This window comes from Streptomyces sp. NPDC102270 (assembly GCF_044766405.1).
In the GTDB taxonomy this organism is placed as follows: domain Bacteria; phylum Actinomycetota; class Actinomycetes; order Streptomycetales; family Streptomycetaceae; genus Streptomyces.
The window spans coordinates 218,854-238,725 of sequence record NZ_JBIWLX010000006.1; the positions used below are offsets into that span (position 1 = coordinate 218,854).

General features: G+C 70.7%; 29 protein-coding genes. 23 read left to right on the forward strand and 6 right to left on the reverse strand.

What is annotated here, in order from left to right; genetic code table 11:
• Positions 1-132 precede the first annotated feature (132 nt).
• The 3 genes from ACIRP7_RS13705 to ACIRP7_RS13715 all read left to right on the forward strand — a co-directional run bounded on the left by ACIRP7_RS13705 (position 133) and on the right by ACIRP7_RS13715 (position 2,396).
• Entirely contained in the window at positions 133-342 is a 210-nt protein-coding gene (locus tag ACIRP7_RS13705) for a hypothetical protein (RefSeq protein WP_403657682.1), read from the forward strand.
• On the forward strand, positions 339-530 hold the full coding sequence (locus ACIRP7_RS13710; protein WP_403657685.1) for a hypothetical protein: 192 nt from the start codon (positions 339-341) through the stop codon (positions 528-530). Before ACIRP7_RS13705 ends, ACIRP7_RS13710 begins: the two co-directional genes overlap by 4 nt.
• 285 nt (positions 531-815) lie before the next feature.
• Positions 816-2,396 (forward strand): hypothetical protein, encoded by a 1,581-nt coding sequence (locus tag ACIRP7_RS13715; protein WP_403657688.1) that lies wholly within the window; start codon positions 816-818, stop codon positions 2,394-2,396.
• A gap of 123 nt (positions 2,397-2,519) precedes the next feature.
• On the opposite strand, the gene ACIRP7_RS13720 is transcribed toward ACIRP7_RS13715, so the two are convergent.
• The 3 genes from ACIRP7_RS13720 to ACIRP7_RS13730 all read right to left on the reverse strand — a co-directional run bounded on the left by ACIRP7_RS13720 (position 2,520) and on the right by ACIRP7_RS13730 (position 4,688).
• Complete coding sequence (locus tag ACIRP7_RS13720) at positions 2,520-2,783, reverse strand: hypothetical protein (RefSeq protein WP_403657691.1); 264 nt, start codon at positions 2,781-2,783, stop codon at positions 2,520-2,522.
• A 391-nt stretch (positions 2,784-3,174) separates the two neighbouring features.
• Positions 3,175-3,579 (reverse strand): ATP-binding protein, encoded by a 405-nt coding sequence (locus ACIRP7_RS13725; protein ID WP_403657694.1) that lies wholly within the window; start codon positions 3,577-3,579, stop codon positions 3,175-3,177.
• A gap of 731 nt (positions 3,580-4,310) precedes the next feature.
• Entirely contained in the window at positions 4,311-4,688 is a 378-nt protein-coding gene (locus tag ACIRP7_RS13730) for an STAS domain-containing protein (RefSeq protein ID WP_403657697.1), read from the reverse strand.
• Positions 4,689-4,838: 150 nt separating this feature from the next.
• On the opposite strand from ACIRP7_RS13730, the gene ACIRP7_RS13735 reads away from it, so the two are divergent.
• Positions 4,839-5,318, forward strand: a complete 480-nt coding sequence (locus ACIRP7_RS13735) for an ATP-binding protein (RefSeq protein WP_403657700.1) — start codon at positions 4,839-4,841, stop codon at positions 5,316-5,318.
• A gap of 22 nt (positions 5,319-5,340) precedes the next feature.
• On the opposite strand, the gene ACIRP7_RS13740 is transcribed toward ACIRP7_RS13735, so the two are convergent.
• Entirely contained in the window at positions 5,341-5,685 is a 345-nt protein-coding gene (locus ACIRP7_RS13740; RefSeq protein WP_403657703.1) for an ANTAR domain-containing protein, read from the reverse strand.
• A 427-nt stretch (positions 5,686-6,112) separates the two neighbouring features.
• On the opposite strand from ACIRP7_RS13740, the gene ACIRP7_RS13745 reads away from it, so the two are divergent.
• From ACIRP7_RS13745 to ACIRP7_RS13780, 8 genes are all read left to right on the forward strand, one after another.
• Entirely contained in the window at positions 6,113-6,421 is a 309-nt protein-coding gene (locus ACIRP7_RS13745) for a hypothetical protein (RefSeq protein ID WP_403657706.1), read from the forward strand.
• 247 nt (positions 6,422-6,668) lie between these two features.
• The gene (locus tag ACIRP7_RS13750; RefSeq protein ID WP_403657709.1) at positions 6,669-6,809 is read left to right on the forward strand and encodes a hypothetical protein; all 141 of its coding nucleotides are present in this window, start codon (positions 6,669-6,671) and stop codon (positions 6,807-6,809) included.
• Between the two features lie 497 nt (positions 6,810-7,306).
• Complete coding sequence (locus ACIRP7_RS13755; RefSeq protein ID WP_403657712.1) at positions 7,307-7,438, forward strand: hypothetical protein; 132 nt, start codon at positions 7,307-7,309, stop codon at positions 7,436-7,438.
• A 240-nt stretch (positions 7,439-7,678) separates the two neighbouring features.
• Positions 7,679-8,203, forward strand: coding sequence for a hypothetical protein (locus tag ACIRP7_RS13760; protein ID WP_403657715.1), 525 nt, complete (start codon positions 7,679-7,681; stop codon positions 8,201-8,203).
• A gap of 627 nt (positions 8,204-8,830) precedes the next feature.
• Positions 8,831-9,313: an ATP-binding protein gene (locus ACIRP7_RS13765; protein WP_403657718.1), complete on the forward strand. Its 483-nt coding sequence runs from the start codon at positions 8,831-8,833 to the stop codon at positions 9,311-9,313.
• A 621-nt stretch (positions 9,314-9,934) separates the two neighbouring features.
• Positions 9,935-11,359: a PP2C family protein-serine/threonine phosphatase gene (locus ACIRP7_RS13770; protein WP_403657721.1), complete on the forward strand. Its 1,425-nt coding sequence runs from the start codon at positions 9,935-9,937 to the stop codon at positions 11,357-11,359.
• Positions 11,356-11,724 (forward strand): STAS domain-containing protein, encoded by a 369-nt coding sequence (locus ACIRP7_RS13775; protein WP_403657724.1) that lies wholly within the window; start codon positions 11,356-11,358, stop codon positions 11,722-11,724. The genes ACIRP7_RS13770 and ACIRP7_RS13775 overlap by 4 nt, the downstream gene beginning before the upstream one ends.
• A gap of 283 nt (positions 11,725-12,007) precedes the next feature.
• The gene (locus ACIRP7_RS13780) at positions 12,008-12,139 is read left to right on the forward strand and encodes a hypothetical protein (protein WP_403657727.1); all 132 of its coding nucleotides are present in this window, start codon (positions 12,008-12,010) and stop codon (positions 12,137-12,139) included.
• 121 nt (positions 12,140-12,260) lie between these two features.
• On the opposite strand, the gene ACIRP7_RS13785 is transcribed toward ACIRP7_RS13780, so the two are convergent.
• Both ACIRP7_RS13785 and ACIRP7_RS13790 read right to left on the reverse strand, forming a co-directional pair.
• Positions 12,261-13,130, reverse strand: coding sequence for a helix-turn-helix domain-containing protein (locus ACIRP7_RS13785; protein WP_403657730.1), 870 nt, complete (start codon positions 13,128-13,130; stop codon positions 12,261-12,263).
• 692 nt (positions 13,131-13,822) lie between these two features.
• Positions 13,823-14,575, reverse strand: coding sequence for a GntR family transcriptional regulator (locus ACIRP7_RS13790; RefSeq protein WP_403657733.1), 753 nt, complete (start codon positions 14,573-14,575; stop codon positions 13,823-13,825).
• 527 nt (positions 14,576-15,102) lie between these two features.
• On the opposite strand from ACIRP7_RS13790, the gene ACIRP7_RS13795 reads away from it, so the two are divergent.
• The 11 genes from ACIRP7_RS13795 (at position 15,103) to ACIRP7_RS13845 (ending at position 19,819) form a co-directional block, all read left to right on the forward strand.
• Positions 15,103-15,432 carry a hypothetical protein gene (locus tag ACIRP7_RS13795; protein WP_403657736.1) on the forward strand — a complete coding sequence of 110 codons (330 nt, stop codon included), beginning with the start codon at positions 15,103-15,105 and terminating at the stop codon, positions 15,430-15,432.
• Between the two features lie 69 nt (positions 15,433-15,501).
• Positions 15,502-15,690: a hypothetical protein gene (locus tag ACIRP7_RS13800; RefSeq protein ID WP_403657738.1), complete on the forward strand. Its 189-nt coding sequence runs from the start codon at positions 15,502-15,504 to the stop codon at positions 15,688-15,690.
• 69 nt (positions 15,691-15,759) lie between these two features.
• Entirely contained in the window at positions 15,760-16,023 is a 264-nt protein-coding gene (locus ACIRP7_RS13805; protein WP_403657741.1) for a hypothetical protein, read from the forward strand.
• Entirely contained in the window at positions 16,020-16,241 is a 222-nt protein-coding gene (locus tag ACIRP7_RS13810) for a hypothetical protein (RefSeq protein ID WP_403657744.1), read from the forward strand. Before ACIRP7_RS13805 ends, ACIRP7_RS13810 begins: the two co-directional genes overlap by 4 nt.
• A gap of 245 nt (positions 16,242-16,486) precedes the next feature.
• Positions 16,487-16,621 (forward strand): hypothetical protein, encoded by a 135-nt coding sequence (locus ACIRP7_RS13815; RefSeq protein ID WP_403657747.1) that lies wholly within the window; start codon positions 16,487-16,489, stop codon positions 16,619-16,621.
• Positions 16,618-16,914, forward strand: coding sequence for a hypothetical protein (locus ACIRP7_RS13820; RefSeq protein WP_403657750.1), 297 nt, complete (start codon positions 16,618-16,620; stop codon positions 16,912-16,914). Before ACIRP7_RS13815 ends, ACIRP7_RS13820 begins: the two co-directional genes overlap by 4 nt.
• On the forward strand, positions 16,911-17,054 hold the full coding sequence (locus ACIRP7_RS13825; RefSeq protein WP_403657753.1) for a hypothetical protein: 144 nt from the start codon (positions 16,911-16,913) through the stop codon (positions 17,052-17,054). Before ACIRP7_RS13820 ends, ACIRP7_RS13825 begins: the two co-directional genes overlap by 4 nt.
• Positions 17,055-17,172: 118 nt before the next feature.
• Positions 17,173-18,696, forward strand: coding sequence for a DUF2637 domain-containing protein (locus ACIRP7_RS13830; protein WP_403657756.1), 1,524 nt, complete (start codon positions 17,173-17,175; stop codon positions 18,694-18,696).
• The gene (locus ACIRP7_RS13835; protein ID WP_403657759.1) at positions 18,696-18,917 is read left to right on the forward strand and encodes a hypothetical protein; all 222 of its coding nucleotides are present in this window, start codon (positions 18,696-18,698) and stop codon (positions 18,915-18,917) included. Before ACIRP7_RS13830 ends, ACIRP7_RS13835 begins: the two co-directional genes overlap by 1 nt.
• A gap of 174 nt (positions 18,918-19,091) precedes the next feature.
• Positions 19,092-19,592, forward strand: coding sequence for a hypothetical protein (locus ACIRP7_RS13840; protein ID WP_403657762.1), 501 nt, complete (start codon positions 19,092-19,094; stop codon positions 19,590-19,592).
• Entirely contained in the window at positions 19,589-19,819 is a 231-nt protein-coding gene (locus tag ACIRP7_RS13845; protein ID WP_403657765.1) for a hypothetical protein, read from the forward strand. Before ACIRP7_RS13840 ends, ACIRP7_RS13845 begins: the two co-directional genes overlap by 4 nt.
• Positions 19,820-19,872 lie beyond the last annotated feature (53 nt).

The following is a 19,872-nucleotide window of genomic DNA, read 5'->3' on the forward strand; positions in this document are numbered from 1 at the left end:
CTGTCGAGATTTCCGAGGTGTGCGTCTGCGTTGTGGCGACGAATGAAGATCGCTGCTAGTGTCGCTGTAATTCTGACACTTACCAGTTCTACCGAGTGAGTTGTCTCGATTACATCGACAGGAGTCCAGGTTATGTCGCACCTGCCCGCGCCTCAGACGCTTCGGTCGGGCGAGTGGATGACGCCCCGCCAGGTGTCGGCGGCGACGCACTACGCCCTCCAGACGCTCGCGAACAACCGCTCCCTCGGGATCGGCCTGCCCTACATCAAGCTCCCGACCGGCCGCATCTGGTACCGGCGCGCGGACGTCGAGGCCCTGCTGGGTGTGGCGGTCGCCGCGTGAACGTCACCCCGGATGGCTGGTGCTCACCGGCCGCAGGTCAGGGTCCCGAGGCGTTCATCGCCGAGTTCGTCGCGTCCCGGCCCCCGCTCACCGGAGCGGAGATAACCGAACTGCGCGCGATCTTCCGGCCCGCCCTGGCCAAGGTCGCGCAGTGCGCGGCCTCCGAGGCGGACACCGATGCCGCCTAACCGCACGCAGACATGCGAAAGGCCCGGCTCCCTCTCACAGTCGCCGGGCCTCTCCAAGCACTCCGCAGGAGCGCCTTCAATGCGCCACACCCTAGCGGGCCCCGTAGTCCGCGCCAACAATCCGGGCTGGTTTTGGGCCGCCGGTACGAACACCGCTCGGCCCATCGTCTCCGGGGGCCTGGGGATCAGGCCGAGCGGCTTCCTACTGGAGGCCCCCAGCATGACGCACTTGCCCGCCTTCCACCCCGCCGCCACGGTCGGCGCCTCCCTCGCCGGGGGTAGCCGATGACGAAGCGCCCCAAGGTAGAGGGAGAGACCCGGGTCGACTCCGAGGACTGGCCCACCTTCTTCACGATGGTCCCGGAGTGGGTGACCTTCTCCGTGCTCAGCGACAGGGCGCACCGGATCTACAGCGTTCTTGCTGCACACCTTCGCCGGGACACCGGAACGCGGCTGACCGGGGTCATCACTCAGGCCGACCTCGCGGCCGTCGTCGGCCTCGCGTCCCACCCGTACCGCGTCCGCCGGTACATCACCGAGTTGGAGGAGCTGGGGGCCGTCAGTGTGATCGAGGAGTGGGACGCGGTCCGCAAGATCCCGATCACTCGCTACGTCGTCCGCTTCAACCCTCCGCCCGGCTTCGCCGGTCACCTCCGGGTCCAGGACTGGCAAGAGGAGCGGCGGGCGGCGCGTGCGGTCCGGATCGCGGAGCGGCAGGAGAAGGAAGCCCGGAGGAAGGGCAAAGCCGTAGGTCAGTCCGTGTCCCCCATTTCTGGGGGACACGAGGCCCCCGAAAATGGGGGACACCAGCCCGCCGAAAATGGGGGTCCTTCTACAGACGAACCTCACCCATACGAAACTTCCTCAGACGGCACAGCGCCTTCGGCGCGTAGCGCCGCTGACGTCCGTAGGACTGGTGCAGGTAGTAGCGCGCGCGAGACGGAAAGCGGCTCCGCCGCGACGGGAGAGGCCAGCTCGTCATCGGGGAAGGGCAGTAGGAAGGCGCGCGTACCGGGACCGCGTGACGCCCAGGCCGCTGCCAAAGCCGCGGCTTGCCGTGAGGTGGAGGCCGGTCTCCCGGCCGCCCTCGTCGCTCTCCTGCCGTACGGGCACATCCCGAAGCGCAACCGGAAGGCGGTCTTGGATGCCCTCGACTCCCGGACCCCGCAGCAGCTTGCCCACCGCGCGGCCCGCCGCTGGCTGACTTACCGCTACGAAGTCGCCCTCCACGACGAGCGCCTGCGCTCCCCGGTCGGCGTCGCCTTGGAGCTGATTGCCCCCACCCCGTACTGCCCAGACCCGTCCTGTGAGGACGGCATCGAGGACGGCCACCTCGGCGGCAAGGCGGAGTGCACCGCGTGCGTCATGCGCCGCCGCGACCGCCGCGACGCCCGCCGCAAGGGCTTGCCGGTACCCACCGGGCGCGCCACCCGGCACGCCCCGATCGTGGAGTGCGCCGACTGCCAGCGCCCCCTTCCGGCCGGAACCCCGGAGGGGACCGTATGCACTCGGTGCACCGCCGAGGCCGCCGCAGCCTTCCAGGCCCTCACCGAGCAGTGGGCCGCCGAGGAGCAGGAACGCGCCGACCAACGGGCCGCCGAGGCCGCCGCCCTGGCCGGCCAGGGACAGCAGCAAGCAGCAGCTGAGGACGAGGAGCAGGCCCGCCTACTCGCTGACCGCCTCGCGACCGAGGCAGCCGAGACGGTCCGGCTCCGGGAGCGGATCCCCGCCGAGAACAGGGCGCTCGCCGGATACGGCAGCGGCGCCCGGTACCCGACCGCTCCCGCCGCCGACCAGCTCTTGGACGAGGCACGCGCCGCTATCGCGGCAGCCAAGACCGCCCGCACCACCGCCGTCCCGTTCTAGGACCCTGCCGGATTCGCCCGCAGGCGGAGCCTGTGGCCCGCACAAGGACGGTCCCGGCCCCCGGGTCTCGGGCCACGCAGACGGCGTCCTGTTAGCACGGCTGTGAGAGCTGGTCGTACCAAGTCAGGTGCTTAGCCGGGTGAGTTCGTCTGCGCGACGGTGGTCCTTCGGGCGGCCGAGGGACCACCGCATATGGATCAGGTCGTCGAGTGCGGCGTAGCGGATGGTGAACCCTGCGGGGTCACGGGTGGTCTCCGCCGAGGTCAGGCAGGGGGTGACATCCATGGCACCCCAGCGCAGCTCGGGAGTGCACAGGTCTCCGCTGGCACAGGTGACCCGGTACCCCACCTGTGATCGGGCGAGATCGGGCAGTTCGGTGCACCGCACCGGGGCAGGGCGTCGCGCAAGGTGTGCGCCTCGTCAGGGGTGCCCTCCCAGAGCAGGTCGAGGTCCCCGGTCAGTTCGGTGGAGCCGTGCATGATGCCGGCGACCTGACCGATGACGACCGCGCGCGAACCGGCGGCATGGATCGCTTGGAGGAAGGGGAAGGGATCGAAGCCGAGTGCCCCGTCGGTGGCGAAGGTGCCCAGTAGATCGTCGGCTTCCTCTGGGCGGCGCCCGATGGGGATACGTTCTCGTGTTGCGTCTTCGGTCCGGGCGATAGCCTGCCGCAGGCCAGGGCAGCTGTCTGGCTCATGGGCCCATCCAACACGGCCGGACCCTGCCGGTGATCAGAGGTGGTCCGCTCATGCGGACAGTGAGCTCAGTTTTGACGGTCTCAGGGGGTGAGGTTGAGTTCGGCCCACACTGTTTTGCCGGGGTGGCGTGGGGTGACGCCCCAGCGGTACGCGAGCCGTTCGAGGAGCTGCAGGCCGAAGCCGCCGGGCTCCGTGTTCTTGGTGGCACGCAGGCACGGCCGGTGGTCGCTGTCGTCGCTGACCGCGATGCGCAGCAGTCGGCCGTTCCAGGAGAGCCGGATCAGGGGTGGGCCGGTGCCGTGGCGGATGGCGTTGGTGATCAGTTCGGAGACGAGCAGTTCGGCGGTCTGGATGATCGGGTGCCGGCGCAGTGGGCTGCCGAATCCTTCGATGCAGTCGTGGACCCAGTGACGGGCGGCCGCGATGCTCGCCGTGACAGGGGAGAAACGCGACTCGCAGGATGGGGTGGTCTGTTCGCCGTTCACGAGGTTCCTCCAGCCTGGGGTGGCGGCCCTGCTCTGCCGCCGACCGATTCTGTACAACCGGTGGCAGTCGTCTGTCGGGTTACCCCTGCCTGCGTGGTGAACCTTCTGTGTCCCTCAGGGGACGGGTTGATCCTGTGAAGGCCGTCCGCTTCCCCTCACCCTCCTGACGACCACGCCGAGGAGACCGGCCGGTTGAGCAGGAAACTCGGCACCTTTCCGCCAGCGTGACGTTCCGGGGTGAGCGGGCCGCACCGTCTCGGGGTTGGCCTCCTCACCACGCGGTAATGGCCTGTGAGGGTTTCTTAGCCCAGTGGTGACGTTGCCGCTGGGATGCCGGGGCAGATGAACCGGGCACGGTCCATGCGGGTGTCCGGCAGGAGGAAGCCAGTGGCCGGTCATGAGATCTATGCCGCCAGCGCGTTGTCGGTGGTGGCCGCGGTACTGCTCACGCGATGGTGCCTGGCGGGCCGACGTGGCAGGCCGCGTACTGCTGGGGTATCCCGTCGTGCCTTGCGCCGAACGGCGCTGAGGGATGGTCTGCGCACAGGCTCAGCCGGGGCCCCGACCGCACAGGGCTGGCTGGCGGACGCGGCACGTGCTCAGCGGGTTGTGCGCGAGGCCGAAGACCTTGTGCACGGCTACTGGCGCCGGCTCAGTCCCCTCTACCTGTCCCAGCGCGATCACCGTCAGCACTGAGCCGGTCGGGCAGGCCAGCCGGTCCCCCGGGTCGGTCAGTTGCTGAGGGCTTGGTGGAGGGTTTCGTGGCAGTCGATGACGGTGTCGACGCCGACGATCTGCAGGGTGCGCAGCACGGCCTCGGTCGGTGCGGCCAGGCGTATCCAGCCGCCGGCCCCGGTGAGGCTGCGGTGGGCGGCGATGAAGATGTTGATGCCGGTGGAGTCTATGAAGGTGACCCGGCTCAGATTCACCACGATGCGGGGGCGGGGGATGCCGGAGGCGTCCAGGGCCTCACGGAGCGTCTGACCGGTGTCGCGGTCGATCTCTCCCGCCAGGGTCAGCACACGGATGCCGTCGGTGGCGGTGGAAACGACCGACAGCGGGCCCGGCTGCATGGCGTGTCCGGTGTCCGCCATCTCTCCCTCGGTCATGTCGGTGATACTGGCACACCACGACCCCTCACCTGCAGTGCTGCCCTGGCACAGAGTAGGTAATGCCCTCGCGAGCAGGGCGTAAAAGCGTGTACCACCCATGCGTGGGTAGGCGCGGGGGTGTGAACGGGGTAACAGAAGCGAGCCGCGATGGAACCGGCCCCGGTGGGTGAGGACAGCTGGGTACCGGATGAGCAGGTCATACAGACCACGGTGGCCCTGGAGGGCGACGGCGGATGCATAGCCCGCGCCCGCCACCTGGCCGCTGGCTTCCTCACGCGCGTCCAGGCTGAGCACGGTATACCGGTCTCGCAGCGTGCCATGGACCTGACCCAGCTGGTGGTCAGCGAGCTGGTCACCAACGCCCGCAAGTACGCGCCGGGCCCGGTGTTGCTGGACCTGCGCATCGTCGGCGACGCGGTGGAGGTGGTGGTGTGGGACGGAGATCCGGTACTGCCGGTGGCCCGGGCCGCCGACGCGGGACGGGTGGGCCAGCACGGCCTGGAGATCGTCATGGCCATCGCCCAGGGCTTCGAAGCCCAGCGGGAACCGGTCGGCAAACGCATCACCGCCCGCATCGCCCTCCAGGACGACCCCGGCGACGCCCTCACCGGACCCCGGCCCCGGTAGGACAACTCGGGGCCGCCCCCGGTCAGACTGGGCGCGAGCCCGCGATATGGCGGGCCAGCGCGGAGTGCAGTTCCCCGAGCAGGACATCGGGCAGTGCCGCGCCCTGACCGTGTTCGAGGATGTGTTCGGCGACCTGGGTCAGCTTGATGTTGGTGTGCTGGGAGATCTCCCGCAGCACCGCGAAGCCGTCGGCCGGGGGTATCTGCCCCAGGACGGTCAGGACGCCGATGGCCTGGTCGATGACGGCGTGCGAGGCGAGGGCCTGCTGCAGCTGCCGGTTCTCCGAGCGCAGCCGTTCCAGCTCTTCCACCAGCTCATCGGCCGCCGTCGACGGGGACTGCGGACGGGGATGGACGGATGAGGTCAAGGCAATCACCGAGAAAGACAGCGGACAGGGGCACTTTCAAACGCCTGCCCTCGTTCCGTGTCGGCATCCAACCAGTTCCAGCGCTTCAACGCGTGAGCCCCCCGGCAGTTGCTTCCGGAGGACCCCGCGGCGGGGCTTGCTTCCCAACCCCACTGGGAACGAGTCACCACCTGCATCTGGGGCAATCAAGCGCAGATATGAGCCTTGGGTGGCGGTTCCGTGCGTATGGTCACTGCCGGGTTGTCGCCGATCAGGAACTGCCCCGTTTCAGGCATGAGCACTTCCAGAGGGGCTGGGCCTTCACCTCGTGCCCCAGGGGAGGCCACCCGTTCGGGGGCTCTTGCGAAGCACAGATCCGAGCGCCGCGTTTGGCTGGTGGTGTTTCGCTGGCACCAGGAGCCCTGCGGAAGTCCATCGAGGAGAATCCGTGTCCCTGCAGACCATCACGCAGTACAAGAATGCCCATACCGCCCTGTACGGCGGCACCGGCCTGGATCGTCGCATCACCGAGGAGCAGGCCGGCCACGCGGCCGCCTGGGAGGCCGCCCGGCAGCTGAAGAACTCGGAGATGGACATCGACGAGGACAAGCTGGCCCACACTCTGAAAGCGCTAGCCCGTCAGCAGGCCGACCAGCTGCTGACCGCCCTGGGCCTGGACTACCTGGACGACCAGCAGGTCACACGCCACGCGGTGGCGGCTGCAGCATGCATCGCGCCCGCGTTCGTCACCGCCTGAACGTGATCGCCGCCTTCACCGTTTCCCTCCACGGCGCCTTGGCGCAGCTGGACGCCTGCCAGATCGGGCGGGCCCCTGCGATCACGAGCGCGGCTTCTTGGCACCCCAGCCGCCGGGCCGTCGAACAGGACGCGGAGCGGTGGCGCCGTCGGCGGCGCCACGCGGACCGCGGTATGGCAAGGTCTGCGGCTGCCCCTGCCCGCCGGCCGGCCGCGCGGGTCACCGATCTGGCGGCCGCGGAGCACCAGTGCTGCCCATTCTCCTTGACCACTACCGCCTGGAGGGCCGCGCGGTCCACGAGGCGCACCTGTTTGGTCTGCTGGCCGGCTTCCGCATGGTGGGCCTGCTGATCAGGCAGATGCGGCCGGCGCCCTCAATCCTGGGGTAGCTGTGGCTCACCGCCCCGCCCTGGGCGACCACCGTCGGCCGTCCTGCCGTGAGGTCGCCACGCACAGCTCCTAGGGGGTGTGCTGCCCTGCAGTCGTCGTCAGGGTGCGCGGTCTGGCGTGGCGCCCCCAGGACTTGTGCTTTCGGCAGGTTCGCAGGGTGGAAAGAGCCAGTCCTCGAAGGCGTCCAGCGCGAAGAGGGCGGCCATCATCAGGAGGGGCAGTACGAGCGCGAGAACGATCACAGGACCTCCCTTGGGCTGTAGGCCTGGGCTGAGGGAGTGACCGGACTTCAGGATGCGGCCGAATGGCTGATGCCGCATGTTGGCTCTCACCCTGGCAGCCTGCACGACAGCGGTGGCCGGCGCACAGGGCAGCGGGCCGTTCCCACTGCCCGCGGAGCGCTCGTTCACGGCATGGAGGAAATCCGCAGCCAAGACGAGCCCGCCTGCTGGGTGCCTACTGGTCGGGTTCTCCGCCCCTGTCGCAGGGGCGCTGCGTGTGCAGGGAGAGCGGCTGGCAGGGACGGCCCTGGGGTGGTGGATCGAAGGGCGCATGGCTGCACACGGGGATAGCGGTGCTGGCGTGGGGCCTGGTCGTCACCGCCATGCTGGCCACGGTCACGAAGTAGTTGCCCCCGCACCGGGGGCAGGCGGTGCCGCCGCCGCTTCTTCGCCAGCGGCGGCGGCACTTAGGAGCTTCCGGCCCCAAGGTGGCGACGTGGAAAGGACCGGATCAGCCCGCACCGCGAGTCTGCAAGGCGCCAAGGCCCACAGCCAGCGGTGCGCCGCCGAACGGAGAAGCACACCTACGCTGCTCGCGCTTGTGATCGGAGTCTTGGCGGCCGTGGTCCAACCTGCACACTCTGCCCGTGCAGACCGAGTCGGGCACCCACACATGCTGCGGGTCGGTGGCCGGTTCGGGAATCGAACAAGACGCGTCGGGCGCGGGGCCTGGGCCGGTTACTAGAGTGATCAGCATGGACATGCGGAGGATCGTCGCGGTGCTGGCCGAGGAAGCTGAACAGCAGATCCAGGACCACGTGTGGAAGGTTGAACCGGGCGACCGCGCACTCGCTCTTGATACCGAAGCCGGCCTGCGCGACGTCGTCGGCCCACCGGACGCCCAGGAGGCCTTACCGCAGATCAAAAGGCTCGAACGCCTGCGAGAAACGCTCGCCGTCCTGGCGATCTCCCTCGCGCGTACTCACGGCCGCCTCGCCTGGTTTCTCTCCGGTGCTCTTAACGCGCTCGAACCGGTCCTGCACTGGCGTGCCCTGCCCGCTGATCGTGGCGGCACCTTCGGCACTGTCCTTCCAAGTACTGAGGAGTACACGGAGGCGGAGGATGCCGTCCGCCGGCTTCAGGACGTCCTTGCGCAGATCAGCCGCCGTTGACTCCGGCAGCAACCCAGATCCGGAGGCGGGGCCGCCCCCCTGGGTGGAGACCGCCCTCGGCGACGACCGTGGCGGTTGTGCGGGGCCAAGGCTGCCGTGGCATCGCTGATGCGGCCTCTCGCGCGCAAAGCGCCTTTCAGGAGCTGGCGCCGCTGCGGTCCGAGCCTTCGCTGTCCCGTCGGGCCGGCCGCGGCGCGGGCAGGCAGACCAAACGCCAGGACGGGTGTCCAGCAGCTGCTTCACCAGCTCTTCACGGGGGGTACGCAAAAGCCGCCTACCGTCGTCTTACCGTATGAAGACGTCGATCATGATGCCGATGGCAAAACGTGACATCGATCATCACGGCCCGGATGGCAGCGCATGAGACAGCAACGACCGCGGCAGCGTCTGCTTCAGGCAGCGGCCTGGCTCCTGTGCTGTGTCCTGGCCGCCACAGCCGCCCTCTATAGCCAGCCGACGCGGGCTCGCGGCCTTGTGCTGATCGCTTCCGTCGTTGCCCTGCTCGCAGCGCTGACGAGTGCCTGGCCGGCGGTGTACGCCGCCTTGCGCCGGGCTGGGATGCGTGCGGCCCCGGCGGGTCGTGCCAGGCGCCGGCTGGCCGGAGCGCTCCCTGCCCGTCCTTCGGCTATGGCATTCGGCGACATGCCTGAGGGTGAGGACGATGTGACGGGAGGCGCAATCGCGCTGCATACCGCCGCAGCCCTTGAGGGGGATTTCTCCTGTATCGCTCAGGCGCGCGATCTGGTCGCCGACTTTCTGAGCAGCGTGCGGGCCGGCCACGGCCTGCCGGTTTCCGCGCGGGCCATGGACATGACGCAGCTGGTGGTCAGTGAGCTGGTCACCAACGCCCGCAAGTACGCCCCCGGGCCCGCTCTGCTGGAGCTTCGTGTTGCCGGTGCCAGGGTGGAAGTGACCGTGTGGGACAGCGACCCGTCCCTGCCCGTGGCGCGTGCGGCGGAACCCGGCCGGGTCGGCCAGCACGGCCTGGAGATCGTCATGGCCGTCGCCCAGAGTTTCGAGGCCCACCGCGAGCCGGTCGGCAAGCGCATCACCGCTGGCATCGCCCTGTCCGACGATCCCGACGCAGCGAATTCTGTGGGCACGAGCTGAGCCGGTCGCTCGAGGTCGCAGAAGTGTCCCTCCGCGGGGCCCAGGAGGTCTGCCCGGACTGCCCTCGCCCGCCCGCCCGCCCGCCCGCCCGGCAGAGCTAGAGCCCGGGACTGCGATGGGTGTCTGGGATGGTGAACCGTCGACATCGATGCCGGCCGCCAGATCTGCTCAGGTCTGCCGCGCCGAAGTCCAGGACCTTCCTTTGCGGACAGCTCCGCGAGGAGTCCTTCGCCGATGAACGCCACATCGCCGCCCACGGTGACGGAGTGAATGCGCAGGTCAAAGGGCTGCTGTGAACGATTCGCGGGTGCTCTCGGTGGTCCTACTTCAAGTTGGCGAACGTTCAGTGGAGTCCGCCGGCCGGGAGTGGACGACATCGTGGGGGAGTGCGTGGGCACTGTCACGTTGGCTGACCGCGAGCGCGTACGTCCGTGGGGCACGGGTTTCGCCCGCAAGTTTCTGGGCCGGCCGCTCGGCGGCGCCTGCTGAGCGGTGACGCTGGGGGCGTTCGGTAGGGTTCCGGGGTGCTGGCTGTCTGGTCGGTGCCTCCCTGGGGGGGATGACGAGACGAGGAACATGCCGGAGCAAGCGAGCCCGCCTGTGATAGCACCGAGCCGGCCTGTGGCCGCGCCGGTCGAGGCGGCGCGGATGGCGGCGGTGCGTCGTTACGACATTCTCGACACTCCGCCGGACGGCGCCTACGACAGAGTCGCGGCGCTGGCGGCACGGTTGTTCGAGGTGCCGGTGGCGACGGTGACGATCGTTGACGAGGACCGGATCTGGTTCAAGGCCGCGCACGGCCTGGAAGGCGTCAGCGAGATCGGCCGCGATCCGGGCCTGTGTGCCTCGGCGGTGCTCACCGATGACACCACCGTCATCCCCGACACTCTGCTGGACCCGGTCGCCTGCTCCAACCCACTGGTCGCCGGCCCGATGGGGGTACGGTTCTACGCCGCCGCTCCGATCATCACCGCCGACGGCTACCGGCTGGGCACGGTCAACATCCTCGACACCCGCCCCCGCGAGATCAGCGAGGCCGATGCCTCCACCCTCGGGGACCTGGCCGCGGTAGTGCGTGACCAGCTTGAGCTGCGGTTGTCGGCACTGAACGCGGTCCGCGCCGAGCAGGAGCGCCGCAAGGCCGAGCAGGACAAGCGCCAGGCGGAGGAAGAGGCCCGCCGGCGTGCGGAGCGGGACAAGGCGGCCATCGCCGCGTTCGCCTCCACCCTGCAGCGCACCCTGGTGCCCCCGGCACTGCCCGCGGTACCGGGCCTGGAGCTGGCCTGCCATTACAAGACCGCCTCCCCGCAGGAAGTGGGCGGTGACTTCTACGACGTCTTCCCCGTGGGCGGGGGCCGGTGGGCGTTCTTCCTGGGCGATGTCTGCGGCAAGGGCGCCGAAGCCGCCTCGATCACCTCACTGACCCGCTACACGCTGCGGGCCGCAGCTCTCGTCGACGCGGACCCCACGGCTGCGCTCAAGGCCCTGAACACCGCGCTGCTGCTGGACCCGGCAGTCGGAACCCGCTTTTGCACCGCCGTCTTCGGCCTGCTCGACCCGGCCCGTGACGGCGGTTTCACCATCACGCTGGCCACCGGCGGTCACCCGCCCGCCTACCACCTGAGCCCCGTCGAGGGCGGCGGCGTGCGGGTGGAGGCGGTCCGCGCCAAGGGCGGCATGTTGGTCGGCGCGTTCGCCGAAGCCGCCTTCGCCTCACGCACCCTGCACCTGGCACCCGGCGAGGGACTGCTGCTGTACACCGACGGGCTGACCGAGGCCCGCACCGCCGACGGTGACATGCTCGCCGACACGGGCCTGACCGACTTCCTGGCCCAGCGGCCGGCACCGGTCAGCGCCGGCGCCCTGATCGACGACACCGTCGCGCTCCTGGACACCCTCCCCGACACCGAACGCGACGACGTGGCCCTGCTGGCCCTGTCCGTCCCCACCCCCGATGCTGCTCCCGCCGGCATCACCACCACCGCCCACAGCGCCGCCGCCCCGACCGCCGACGTCTGCGTCGGGCAGGAGAACCCACGCCCATGACCGACGCATTCCACATCGACGTCCCGCACACCGACGGCGCCCTGGCCGTGATCGCCCTGTCCGGCGAGTTCGACATCACCGCCGCACCCGCCGTACGCGCCCGCGCCCTGGAACTCATCGCGAACGGCCACCCCGACCTGCTCGCCGACCTCTCCGGCGTCACCTTCTGCGACTCCTCAGGACTGGGCGCCCTCGTCGGCATCTGGCGCTGCGCCAAGGACGCCGACGGCTCCCTGACCCTGGCGGCCATCCCCGACCGGCTGAGCCGCCTGCTCAGCGTCACCGGGATGGACACCTTCCTGCCCGCCTACTCCAGCGCCGACGCCGCGCTCGCCGCACGCCAAGGCAACCGCACCACCGCCTGAAACCCCTCGCCCGCCCGACTGCTCCTGGGGGATGGCCGGCGCCGGATGCCGACTGGATGGCCCGTGCTGCTTTTGGCATGTCCCACCGGCGGTCTCCTCGAGTCGTACCTCGGCCCCCAGCTCGCCCGAGAGCCCCGCGGGCTGCCCTGTGGCCCTGGACCTGCGCGGATGCCGCGGGGCCAGGGCGGGTTCGGGCGCGTTCAGTGGCGGGTTAGCGGCCCAGGACGTTGACCACCGCGCTCACTCCGCCGGTGCCGGCGAGGACCGCCGAGGCGCAGGCGGCGTGGCGCTTGATCCACCGGAGGTCATGCTTCTCAACCAGTGCGGTGACGCAGACCGGATCGTCACCACCACCGCCTCCCGCGCCCGCGGACTCGGCATCGGCCCCGCCGCCTTCTTCCACCGCGACCTATGAGCTGGCCCACGTCGGCTGGCGAAGACGCCCGCTCTTTAACCTGCGGGTTGGCCGGCGCCCTCGCACCCGACTGCCGGGCTTGGAGTGGTTCGCCGGTGGTGGTTCCTGCGGGTGGGTTCTCTCACGCCCGGATGTCTGCGGCATGGGTGTGGGTGGTGGCGGTGATGAAGTCCCGGCTGCTGTCAGGGTCGAGGGCCTTGGCCTGGAGGCGGTCGTACATCGTGCGGTAGTGCTGCACCTCCGATGGCTTGTCCAAGTAGAGGTCGTTGGCGCACCGTTGCAGGTACACCACGCCCTCCTGGGGGCCGTCGGGGAAGTCCAGGATGGAGAACTGTCCTGACAGGCCCGGATGGGCTCCCGCGGTGTAGGGGAGGACCTGCAGGGTGATGTGCGGGAGGGTGCCCAGGGCGTTGAGGTGTTCCAACTGTTCCCGTATGACGTTACGGCTGCCGACGACGCGGTGCAGTACCCCTTCGTCGATGACGGCCCACAGGCGCAGTGTGCGGTTCAGGTCGTGGATCCGGCGCTGGCGGCGCAGCAGCACGTCGAGGCGTGTGGCGGCCTGCTCCGGGGTGAGTTGCGGCATTGACTGCGCGAGGACGGCCTGGGCGTAGGCGGCGGTCTGCAGTAACGGGGAGAGGACCGTGGCCGCGTGGGTGTGCAGGCAGGCGGCGTCCGTCTCGAGGCCGATATAGAGGCTGTCGCAGAGGTCACCGTAGGGATGCCACCAGCCCTGCCGGCCGGATTCCCGCGCTTCTTCCGTCATCGAGTCGATGACCCGCTGATCGCTGACTCCGTACAGCGCGCACAGGTCGCGTACGTCGCGCGGGCTGATGGCCCGGTTCCCGTTCTCCATATGGGCGATCTTGGGCTGGGACACCATGAGTCGCTCGGCCACCTCGGTGCTTTTCAGCCCGCTGGCCAGGCGTAGCCGACGCAGTTCGGATCCCAGACGACGCCTTTTGACAGTGGGACTGCTGGTCGCCTCCACGCGCGGTACACCTCCGGCTCCATGTCATACGTCGACCGCAGATTGCCTGGAGTGCGGACCGTCGATCGCATGCCATGCCGGTGTGATTACAAGCGGTCGAAACTGTCCATTACGTGAACGACACCGATCAGCGTTGGTGCGTCGAAGAGGTACCTGTCAGCGATCCTCGCGCACGCCGTGAGCAGTTGGGTCTCCGGCGTCATTGCCTGAACCGCTCGGCCACAACACGGCCACGCGGGTGAGCAACGGGTCGCGGGAAGTGGTGCAGCGCTACCGGCCAGCGAGGTTGTGCGACCAGGCCACCGAGACGACGCCCGCGATCGCAGCGATCAGGACCTTGGTCCGTGGGCGAAGATGAGGTCGGCGGCGGCGAAACAGCCCACTCGGCTTCCCACGTGTAGGTCACCGGGCGGCTGTTCTCGTCGTACGCCTCGACCACGCGGCCTCGCTGGTGGTCGAACACCACGCTGACGACGCCCGGGGTCCACCTCCAGTTCCTTTCCGCCGGACCTGTTGCCGAGCATGTGCCTCCGCCTCTTCCCGCCGTCGCTGCGCGAGTGCCGGCCGCGCGGCGGCGACTGCCACGCGCACCGGCTCCACGGGCTCACCCGGGGGGGGGCAGGTCGCTCGCCGGACATCCGGTAGGCCCGCGAGGCTGGCCTGCAGCTCCCGTTCGACCGATGCCGCCGCGCTCACTGGCCGCTCGCCTCCATGGGCACAGGGATCTTCGCGTCGGGCGCGTAGACGTCCTCCCAGTACGCGATCGGGCCGTCCTCGTCGTGGAAGGTGACGTCAGTGACGAACACGGTCACGGGCGTGACGGACGGGACCTTGATCTCCAGTGCGTCCAGCTCATCCTCTGAAGCCAGGCGCAGGTACCCGACGCGCTTCCCCACGGCTACTTCCCGGCCCGTGCGCTCCTCGTAGGGGGTGCCGAAGTACCCGCTCATGCGCTCTTCCGACGCCAGCTCGGGCACCGCCGCCCATGCGCGCGGCGGGTACACCGAGAGGCCGACGGCCGTAGGTCGGCCCCCCTGGCGGAACGTTCGGATGCGGATGACGACTTCTTCGCCGGGCTCAATGTCGAGCGCTCGACAGACCTTGGGGTCGTGCGCCGACCGCATCATCACTCGGTGCCCCGTGGAGTCCTCGCCAGGCCCATACCGGCGCCCGGTGCGCGCCAGTCGAGGGATGCGGTCCACACCGCTGGTGACCGTTCGCGGCTCGGCTACGACAGTCCCGAGGGCACCGCGGGCGGTCACCAGGCCCTCGCTCTTGAGCACGCCCAGGGCGCGGCTCACCGTCTTCGCCGAAACGTCGAACTGCTCCCGGACCTCCGCCACCGAGGGCAGCGGGTCACCGGGGGCAAGGTCCCCGTCCTCGATGCGCTTGCGGAAGTGGCCGGCCACGTCTGCGTAACCCGCCCCGCTTGATCGATATGCCACTGCCTGTCCCCTTTCATGACGGACATTGCGGTACGCCATCAAGGTACATGACGCACCTGGTAGGTACATCTCTTGCTCATGAAGGGTGATCGACGTACCTTGAGCGGGCCGAAAGGTTCATTAAGAACCTGAGAGCGTCCGGACGGCAGCGTGTGATGGCGGCCCGAAAGGAAGCGCACGACGGCTTGAGAACTTCACATCAGGGACCACGCCGGTAACCCGTGGATCTGCTGCCTTCGAGCACGTGGGAGGTCGGAAACAAGCAGATGAAGACCGGCACCAACGGCTCCGAGCCGTCGCCGTCCAGTACCTCGTGCAGCGCCTCGCGCGCCGCGCGGCATGCCGGAGCGGTGACCACTCGGCACCATGGCCCTCCGAGCCGGTGAAAGCGTCTCGGGGGCCTCGTACCACCAGCACCAGCCACCAGGAGGCCCACATGATCCGTTTCACCAGCCGCGCGCGTCGCGCCTTCCGCACCGCCGCTGACGCCCTCCGCAGCATCACCGCCCCCGCCCGGCCCCGACGAGATGCCGGCGCCCGAGGCCATCGAGGAGGCGGCTGCCGACTACGCCGCCGCCTGCGACAGGACCCGCGTCGGGGAACGCGGCAAGCGCAAGGCCTGTAAGATCCTGGACCGCCTCCCCGCCGGGAACTACGGCGGATGGATCGTGGAGTGCCTCCCGTCCTCCCGGCAGACGCCGGACCTGGACAGCATCCGCGCCACCTACAAGCGGCTCAACCTCGGGCCGGACCCCATGCGGACCTGCGCCCCCTCGCTGCGCATCACGGCGGCCGCCGCCGACGTCGTCACCTTCCCGGCCGCGACCGAGCCCGCCACGGCGCAGCTCGCGGCCTGACCCGACCAGCACCACCCCACTGGCCCCCGGCACCCGCCGGGGGCCGTTTCCGTGGACCAGGAGGACCGGATGACGACGTACGTACAGGGCGACCACGTGGAGCTTACGGCGGAGGTGACCGCCCTCGGGCACACCGCGCAGCCCGGCGAGATGGGCGAGGTCGAGGAGGTCCACACGGGCGGGCTGATGACCGTCCGCCTGGAGAGCGGCCGCCGCACCTGCCTGCACCGCGACGAGGTCGTATCCGTCACCCGCTGACCCGCTGACTGCACCACCGGCCCCCGGCACTCCCGCCGGGGGCTTTCGCCTGATCAGGAAGGGGACCGCATGACCACCGACGTTCACGCACCTCCGGTGGAACCGCTGACCGGCGGCGACGCCATCGACCTGCTGGACCGGATGCACGTGATGCGCTTCCAGCGTCTCGCGCACCGCTCCCGGACGCTGGTCCGCATCGACTGGACGCTCCCGGAGCACTGCCCGGCCCGCGTCACCCGGCACGGCACCCGCCGCATGGTGCTGATCGCCCCGGACCTCACCCCGGCCGAACGGGTCGAGTTCCTCGCGACCGTCCTCGGGACCAGGCAGTGAGGGGCGGGCGCCGCGCCCCGGAGGGCGCATCCGTCATCACGATCCGAGTCAGCCGCGACGGCGGCCGCACCTACAGCGGGCCCGCCGCCCTCGCCACGCCGCACGACGACGCGGCGACCGTCGACCCGCTCACCCAGCTCCTCACCGCGCCCTGGCCGCCGTGCCAGTGCCCGGCACACCGCGCGGCCGCCGGCCTTCCCGGCCCGCGCCGTCCATGAACGCGACACGGCCCCGAGACGGTGAAAGCGCCTCGGGGCCGTGCCGCTCCGTCCCGACCGAATCATTGGAGGACGAAGCGCATGAACGACCGTACCAACCCCTGGCCTGCCGTTCCCACCGACTCCGACCCCGACATGGAGGAGGCCCTGCGCCGCGCCCGGCAGGGAGGCAAGCGGTGAACGCCCCGATCCCGGAGCCTGAGGCCCGGCACGACTGAGCGGAGGACCTGGCGCACGAGCGCCTGGTGGACTTCACCCGCTCCCACCTCACGGTCGCACAGCGCGCCGCTGCCGGTGCGGAGGCCGCCACGGTGCAGCTCGGTTTCGTCCAGCTCGCCCGCGACCTCGCGGCCGGGCAGACGGGAGGACCGACGCCGTGACCCGTCGACCGCCCCGACACCTCACCCGCCGCCAGGCCCTCGCCCTGCTGGTCCTCACGGTGCACGGCACCGCGTGGCTCGCCGTGGCGCTCGTCTGCCCCTCGCTGCGCGCGGTGCTGGTCTGCCTGTCCAGCTACCTCGCCACGCTCGCCGCCCTCGCCCTGGTGCTCTCCGCCGGGAACCGGTGGCGCTGCGCCGACTGCGACACCTGGAACGGCCCCGCGGACTCAGCGTGCCACTGCTGCGCCGGCACCCGTCGCCAGACCGCCCGGACGGGAGGTGAGTGCCCGTGAGCGAGCGCCGCGATCTCCCGCCCCGCAGCGTCCCGCCCCAGCGGTGCCGCCGGGTCATCGTTCTGGAGCCGACCCCGTCCCTTCCGCTGCCGCGCGATCCGGAAGCCCGCCGCAGGGCGCTCCGCGTACGCGGCTGGTGACCGAACGGCCCGCCCTGACACCCCTCGGGGCGGGCCGTTCCGACGACACCCGCCGACGTTCCGGGATCATCGCCCGCCGTTCCGGCCGCGCCCCACGACCGCCCAGGAGGCACCCGAAATGACCATCGCCGCGACGCCGCCCACGGCGGCCCCGGCCTCCACCGTTCCGACCGCGCATGATCGGATTCCGGCGATACCGGCCGCCGTTCCGGACGCGCCCGCCGACGCTTCGGCGGCACCGCGCCGGGATCGCTCCGAGACGACAATGCGCGGCATCACGGTCCTCGCCCTCGCGGGCGGCGCGATCCTCGCCGGGATCGGCTTCGCGGGCTCCTACAGGGCCCTCAAGGGCCTCGGGGAGGCCAAGGGCTTCGGGGACTTCGACGTCTTCCCGATCGGCCTGGACGCGGGAATCCTCGTGCTCCTGGCCCTTGACCTGCTGCTCATCCGCCGCCGCACCCCGTGGCCGATCCTGCGCCTGCTGGCCCACACGTTCACGGTCGGCACGATCGTCTTCAACGCTTCCTCCGGTGACCAGCCCATCGGTGAGGACCTGGTGGGCGCCGGGATGCACGGCGTCATCCCGCTCATGTTCATCGCCGCCGTGGAGGCCGGCCGGAAGCTGGTCCTCAAGGTCACGGCCCTGGAGGACGGCCGCCAGACGGACGGCGTGCCCCTGAACCGCTGGTTCCTCGCCCCCCTCCCCACGTTCGCCCTGTGGCGCCGCATGAAGCTGTGGGCGGTCGCCACCTACGCGGAGGCCGTGGAGCTGGACAAGGAGCTGCGCGTCTACCGCGTGATGCTGGAACGCGAGTACGGCAGCGTGCGAAAGGCCCCGTCAGACGCCCTGCTGCCCCTCACGATGGCCCGGTACGGCCTGACCGTGGAGGAGGCCCTGGCGCTGCCCCTGGAGGCCGAGAAGCGCGCCCAGGCCCTCCGCGAGGCGGAGGAGGACGCCAGGGTCGCCGAGGAGGCCCGGAAAGCCGAGAGGGCCGCACAGGCTGAGGTCGCCCGCCTCAAGGCCGCTGGGACCGTCCAGGAGGCCCGCACGGAGGTCCAGGCGGCCACCAGCCGCGCCGAGGTCGTCGCGGCCGCCGAGGTGGCCGCAGCGCAGCGCACGGCGAACGCCGAGACGGAGGCGATCGAGTCGGCCAGCATCGCCGAAGCGAAGGCCCGCGAGGCGGCCGCCGCACTGCGCGCCGCCGAAGACCGCAAGCGCGCCGCCGGAATCGATCACGACGCCGCCGAAACGGCGAGGGCCGCCGCCGAAACGCGGGCCCGCGCCGCCGAAGCCGAGGCCCGCGAGGAGGCCGCCAAGGCCGCCACGGAGCGCGCCCGAGAGGCCCGCGCCGAAACCGAGGCCCGCGCCGCCGGAATGGAGCTGGACGCCGCCGAAACGCGCCGCCGCGCTGCCGAAGTGGAGCGCCGCGCGGTCGAAGTCGAGGACGTCGCCCGCCTCTCCCCGAAGGAGCGCATGCACCGCAAGGTCGCCCGGATGATCCTCGCCGCCGGAGGCACCGCGGGTGCCCTGCCGATCCACGACGTCGCCGAAGCGTTCGGCGTCTCCGTGTCGACGGCCTCGGAGTACCGGACGGCGGCCGCCGCCCTGCTCGCGGACGGATACCGCCCGGAGGGCATGTGATGGCGGGCCGGGTGAAGCCCCGCGCGCCGCGCAGGGCCCCCGAGGAGAACGTGCCCGGCCAGCTCGGGCTGTTCGGCTCCGCCGATCCGTGGCAGCCCACCGGCTGCCGGTGCTGGCCGATCGAGAACCGCGGCTGTGGCCACTGCCGCACCTGCTCCGCCTGCCAGGACTGCGGGAAGTGCGCCGGCCCCGGCTGCGCCTGCGAGTGCGACGACGGCTGACCAGCACAAACACCCACCGCACCGACCGAGGGGCGGCCCGCACCGGGCCGCCCCTCACCGCATCTGGCGATGCCTCCGCCGTTCCCGACCCGCCCCCAAAGGGCCGGGCGCGGCAGCGGGACCGCCAGCCCCGCGCACCGACCACCCCGCACCACACCCCGAGAGGAGCGCCCAGTGAGCGCTGACCGCTGGACCAGCGACACCCTGCTGACCGAGCAGGGCGTCAAAACGTACTCCGCCCAGGTCAGGGAGCTGTTCCGCCGGTACGCGGACGACTTCGAGACCCTCGCCCGCGAGGTCCGCGCCGACCTGGTCGCCGACCCCATCGACGGCGACAACAAGATCACCGCCCACTGGCACGCCTGGCAGGTGTCCGGCGCCCTGCGGGACATGGCCAAGCACGCCCGGGCGGTCGTCGCCGCCGGTAAAGCCCTGGAGGGCGACTACCGCCGGGTGTGCGTGGAGCTGCCCGAGAAGCGCGCGGCGAAGGCGGCCGCGAAGGAGCTGCAGAAGACCGGCCGACCGCTCCCGGCCGGGACCGTCCCCAACGACGTCGCGGCGGCCGCCGCCCGCCGGGCCATGCTCCCGGCGCAGCCCGGCGACCACGACGACGAGCAGACCGCCCCGGCCCGGCCGGTGACGCCGTGGGGTGACCTCTTCAAGGAGGCCCGGTGACCACGGCTCCTCCCCGGCTGGCCGACCAGACGAAGCGGAATCAAGCGGAGTTCTGGAACGCCCGGCAGGCGGCCGCGAGCGACGAGAAGCAGCTCGCGGCCGTCATGTACGACCTGGCCCGCTCCACCGCCGCGAAGGTGGCGGGGCGGGACCCCAATCACCCGATCTGGCGCGAGCTCGCGGAGACCCTGCACCGCTGGTCCGTCGACACGCAGCGAGCCCAGTAGACGGGTCACACACGGTGAGTTCTTTTTCTTCTTCTTCAGCCCGGCCCCCGGGG

Coding starts and splice junctions, on each gene's coding strand:
- ACIRP7_RS13705 (WP_403657682.1), top strand. CDS start 133: ATGTCGCACCTGCCCGCGCCTCAGACGCTTCGGTCGGGCGAGTGGATG.
- ACIRP7_RS13715 (WP_403657688.1), top strand. CDS start 816: ATGACGAAGCGCCCCAAGGTAGAGGGAGAGACCCGGGTCGACTCCGAG.
- ACIRP7_RS13730 (WP_403657697.1), bottom strand. CDS start 4,688: ATGACCGAGGGAGAGATGGCGGACACCGGACACGCCATGCAGCCGGGC.
- ACIRP7_RS13735 (WP_403657700.1), top strand. CDS start 4,839: ATGGAACCGGCCCCGGTGGGTGAGGACAGCTGGGTACCGGATGAGCAG.
- ACIRP7_RS13765 (WP_403657718.1), top strand. CDS start 8,831: ATGGCATTCGGCGACATGCCTGAGGGTGAGGACGATGTGACGGGAGGC.
- ACIRP7_RS13775 (WP_403657724.1), top strand. CDS start 11,356: ATGACCGACGCATTCCACATCGACGTCCCGCACACCGACGGCGCCCTG.
- ACIRP7_RS13795 (WP_403657736.1), top strand. CDS start 15,103: ATGCCGGCGCCCGAGGCCATCGAGGAGGCGGCTGCCGACTACGCCGCC.
- ACIRP7_RS13800 (WP_403657738.1), top strand. CDS start 15,502: ATGACGACGTACGTACAGGGCGACCACGTGGAGCTTACGGCGGAGGTG.
- ACIRP7_RS13805 (WP_403657741.1), top strand. CDS start 15,760: ATGACCACCGACGTTCACGCACCTCCGGTGGAACCGCTGACCGGCGGC.
- ACIRP7_RS13830 (WP_403657756.1), top strand. CDS start 17,173: ATGACCATCGCCGCGACGCCGCCCACGGCGGCCCCGGCCTCCACCGTT.
- ACIRP7_RS13835 (WP_403657759.1), top strand. CDS start 18,696: ATGGCGGGCCGGGTGAAGCCCCGCGCGCCGCGCAGGGCCCCCGAGGAG.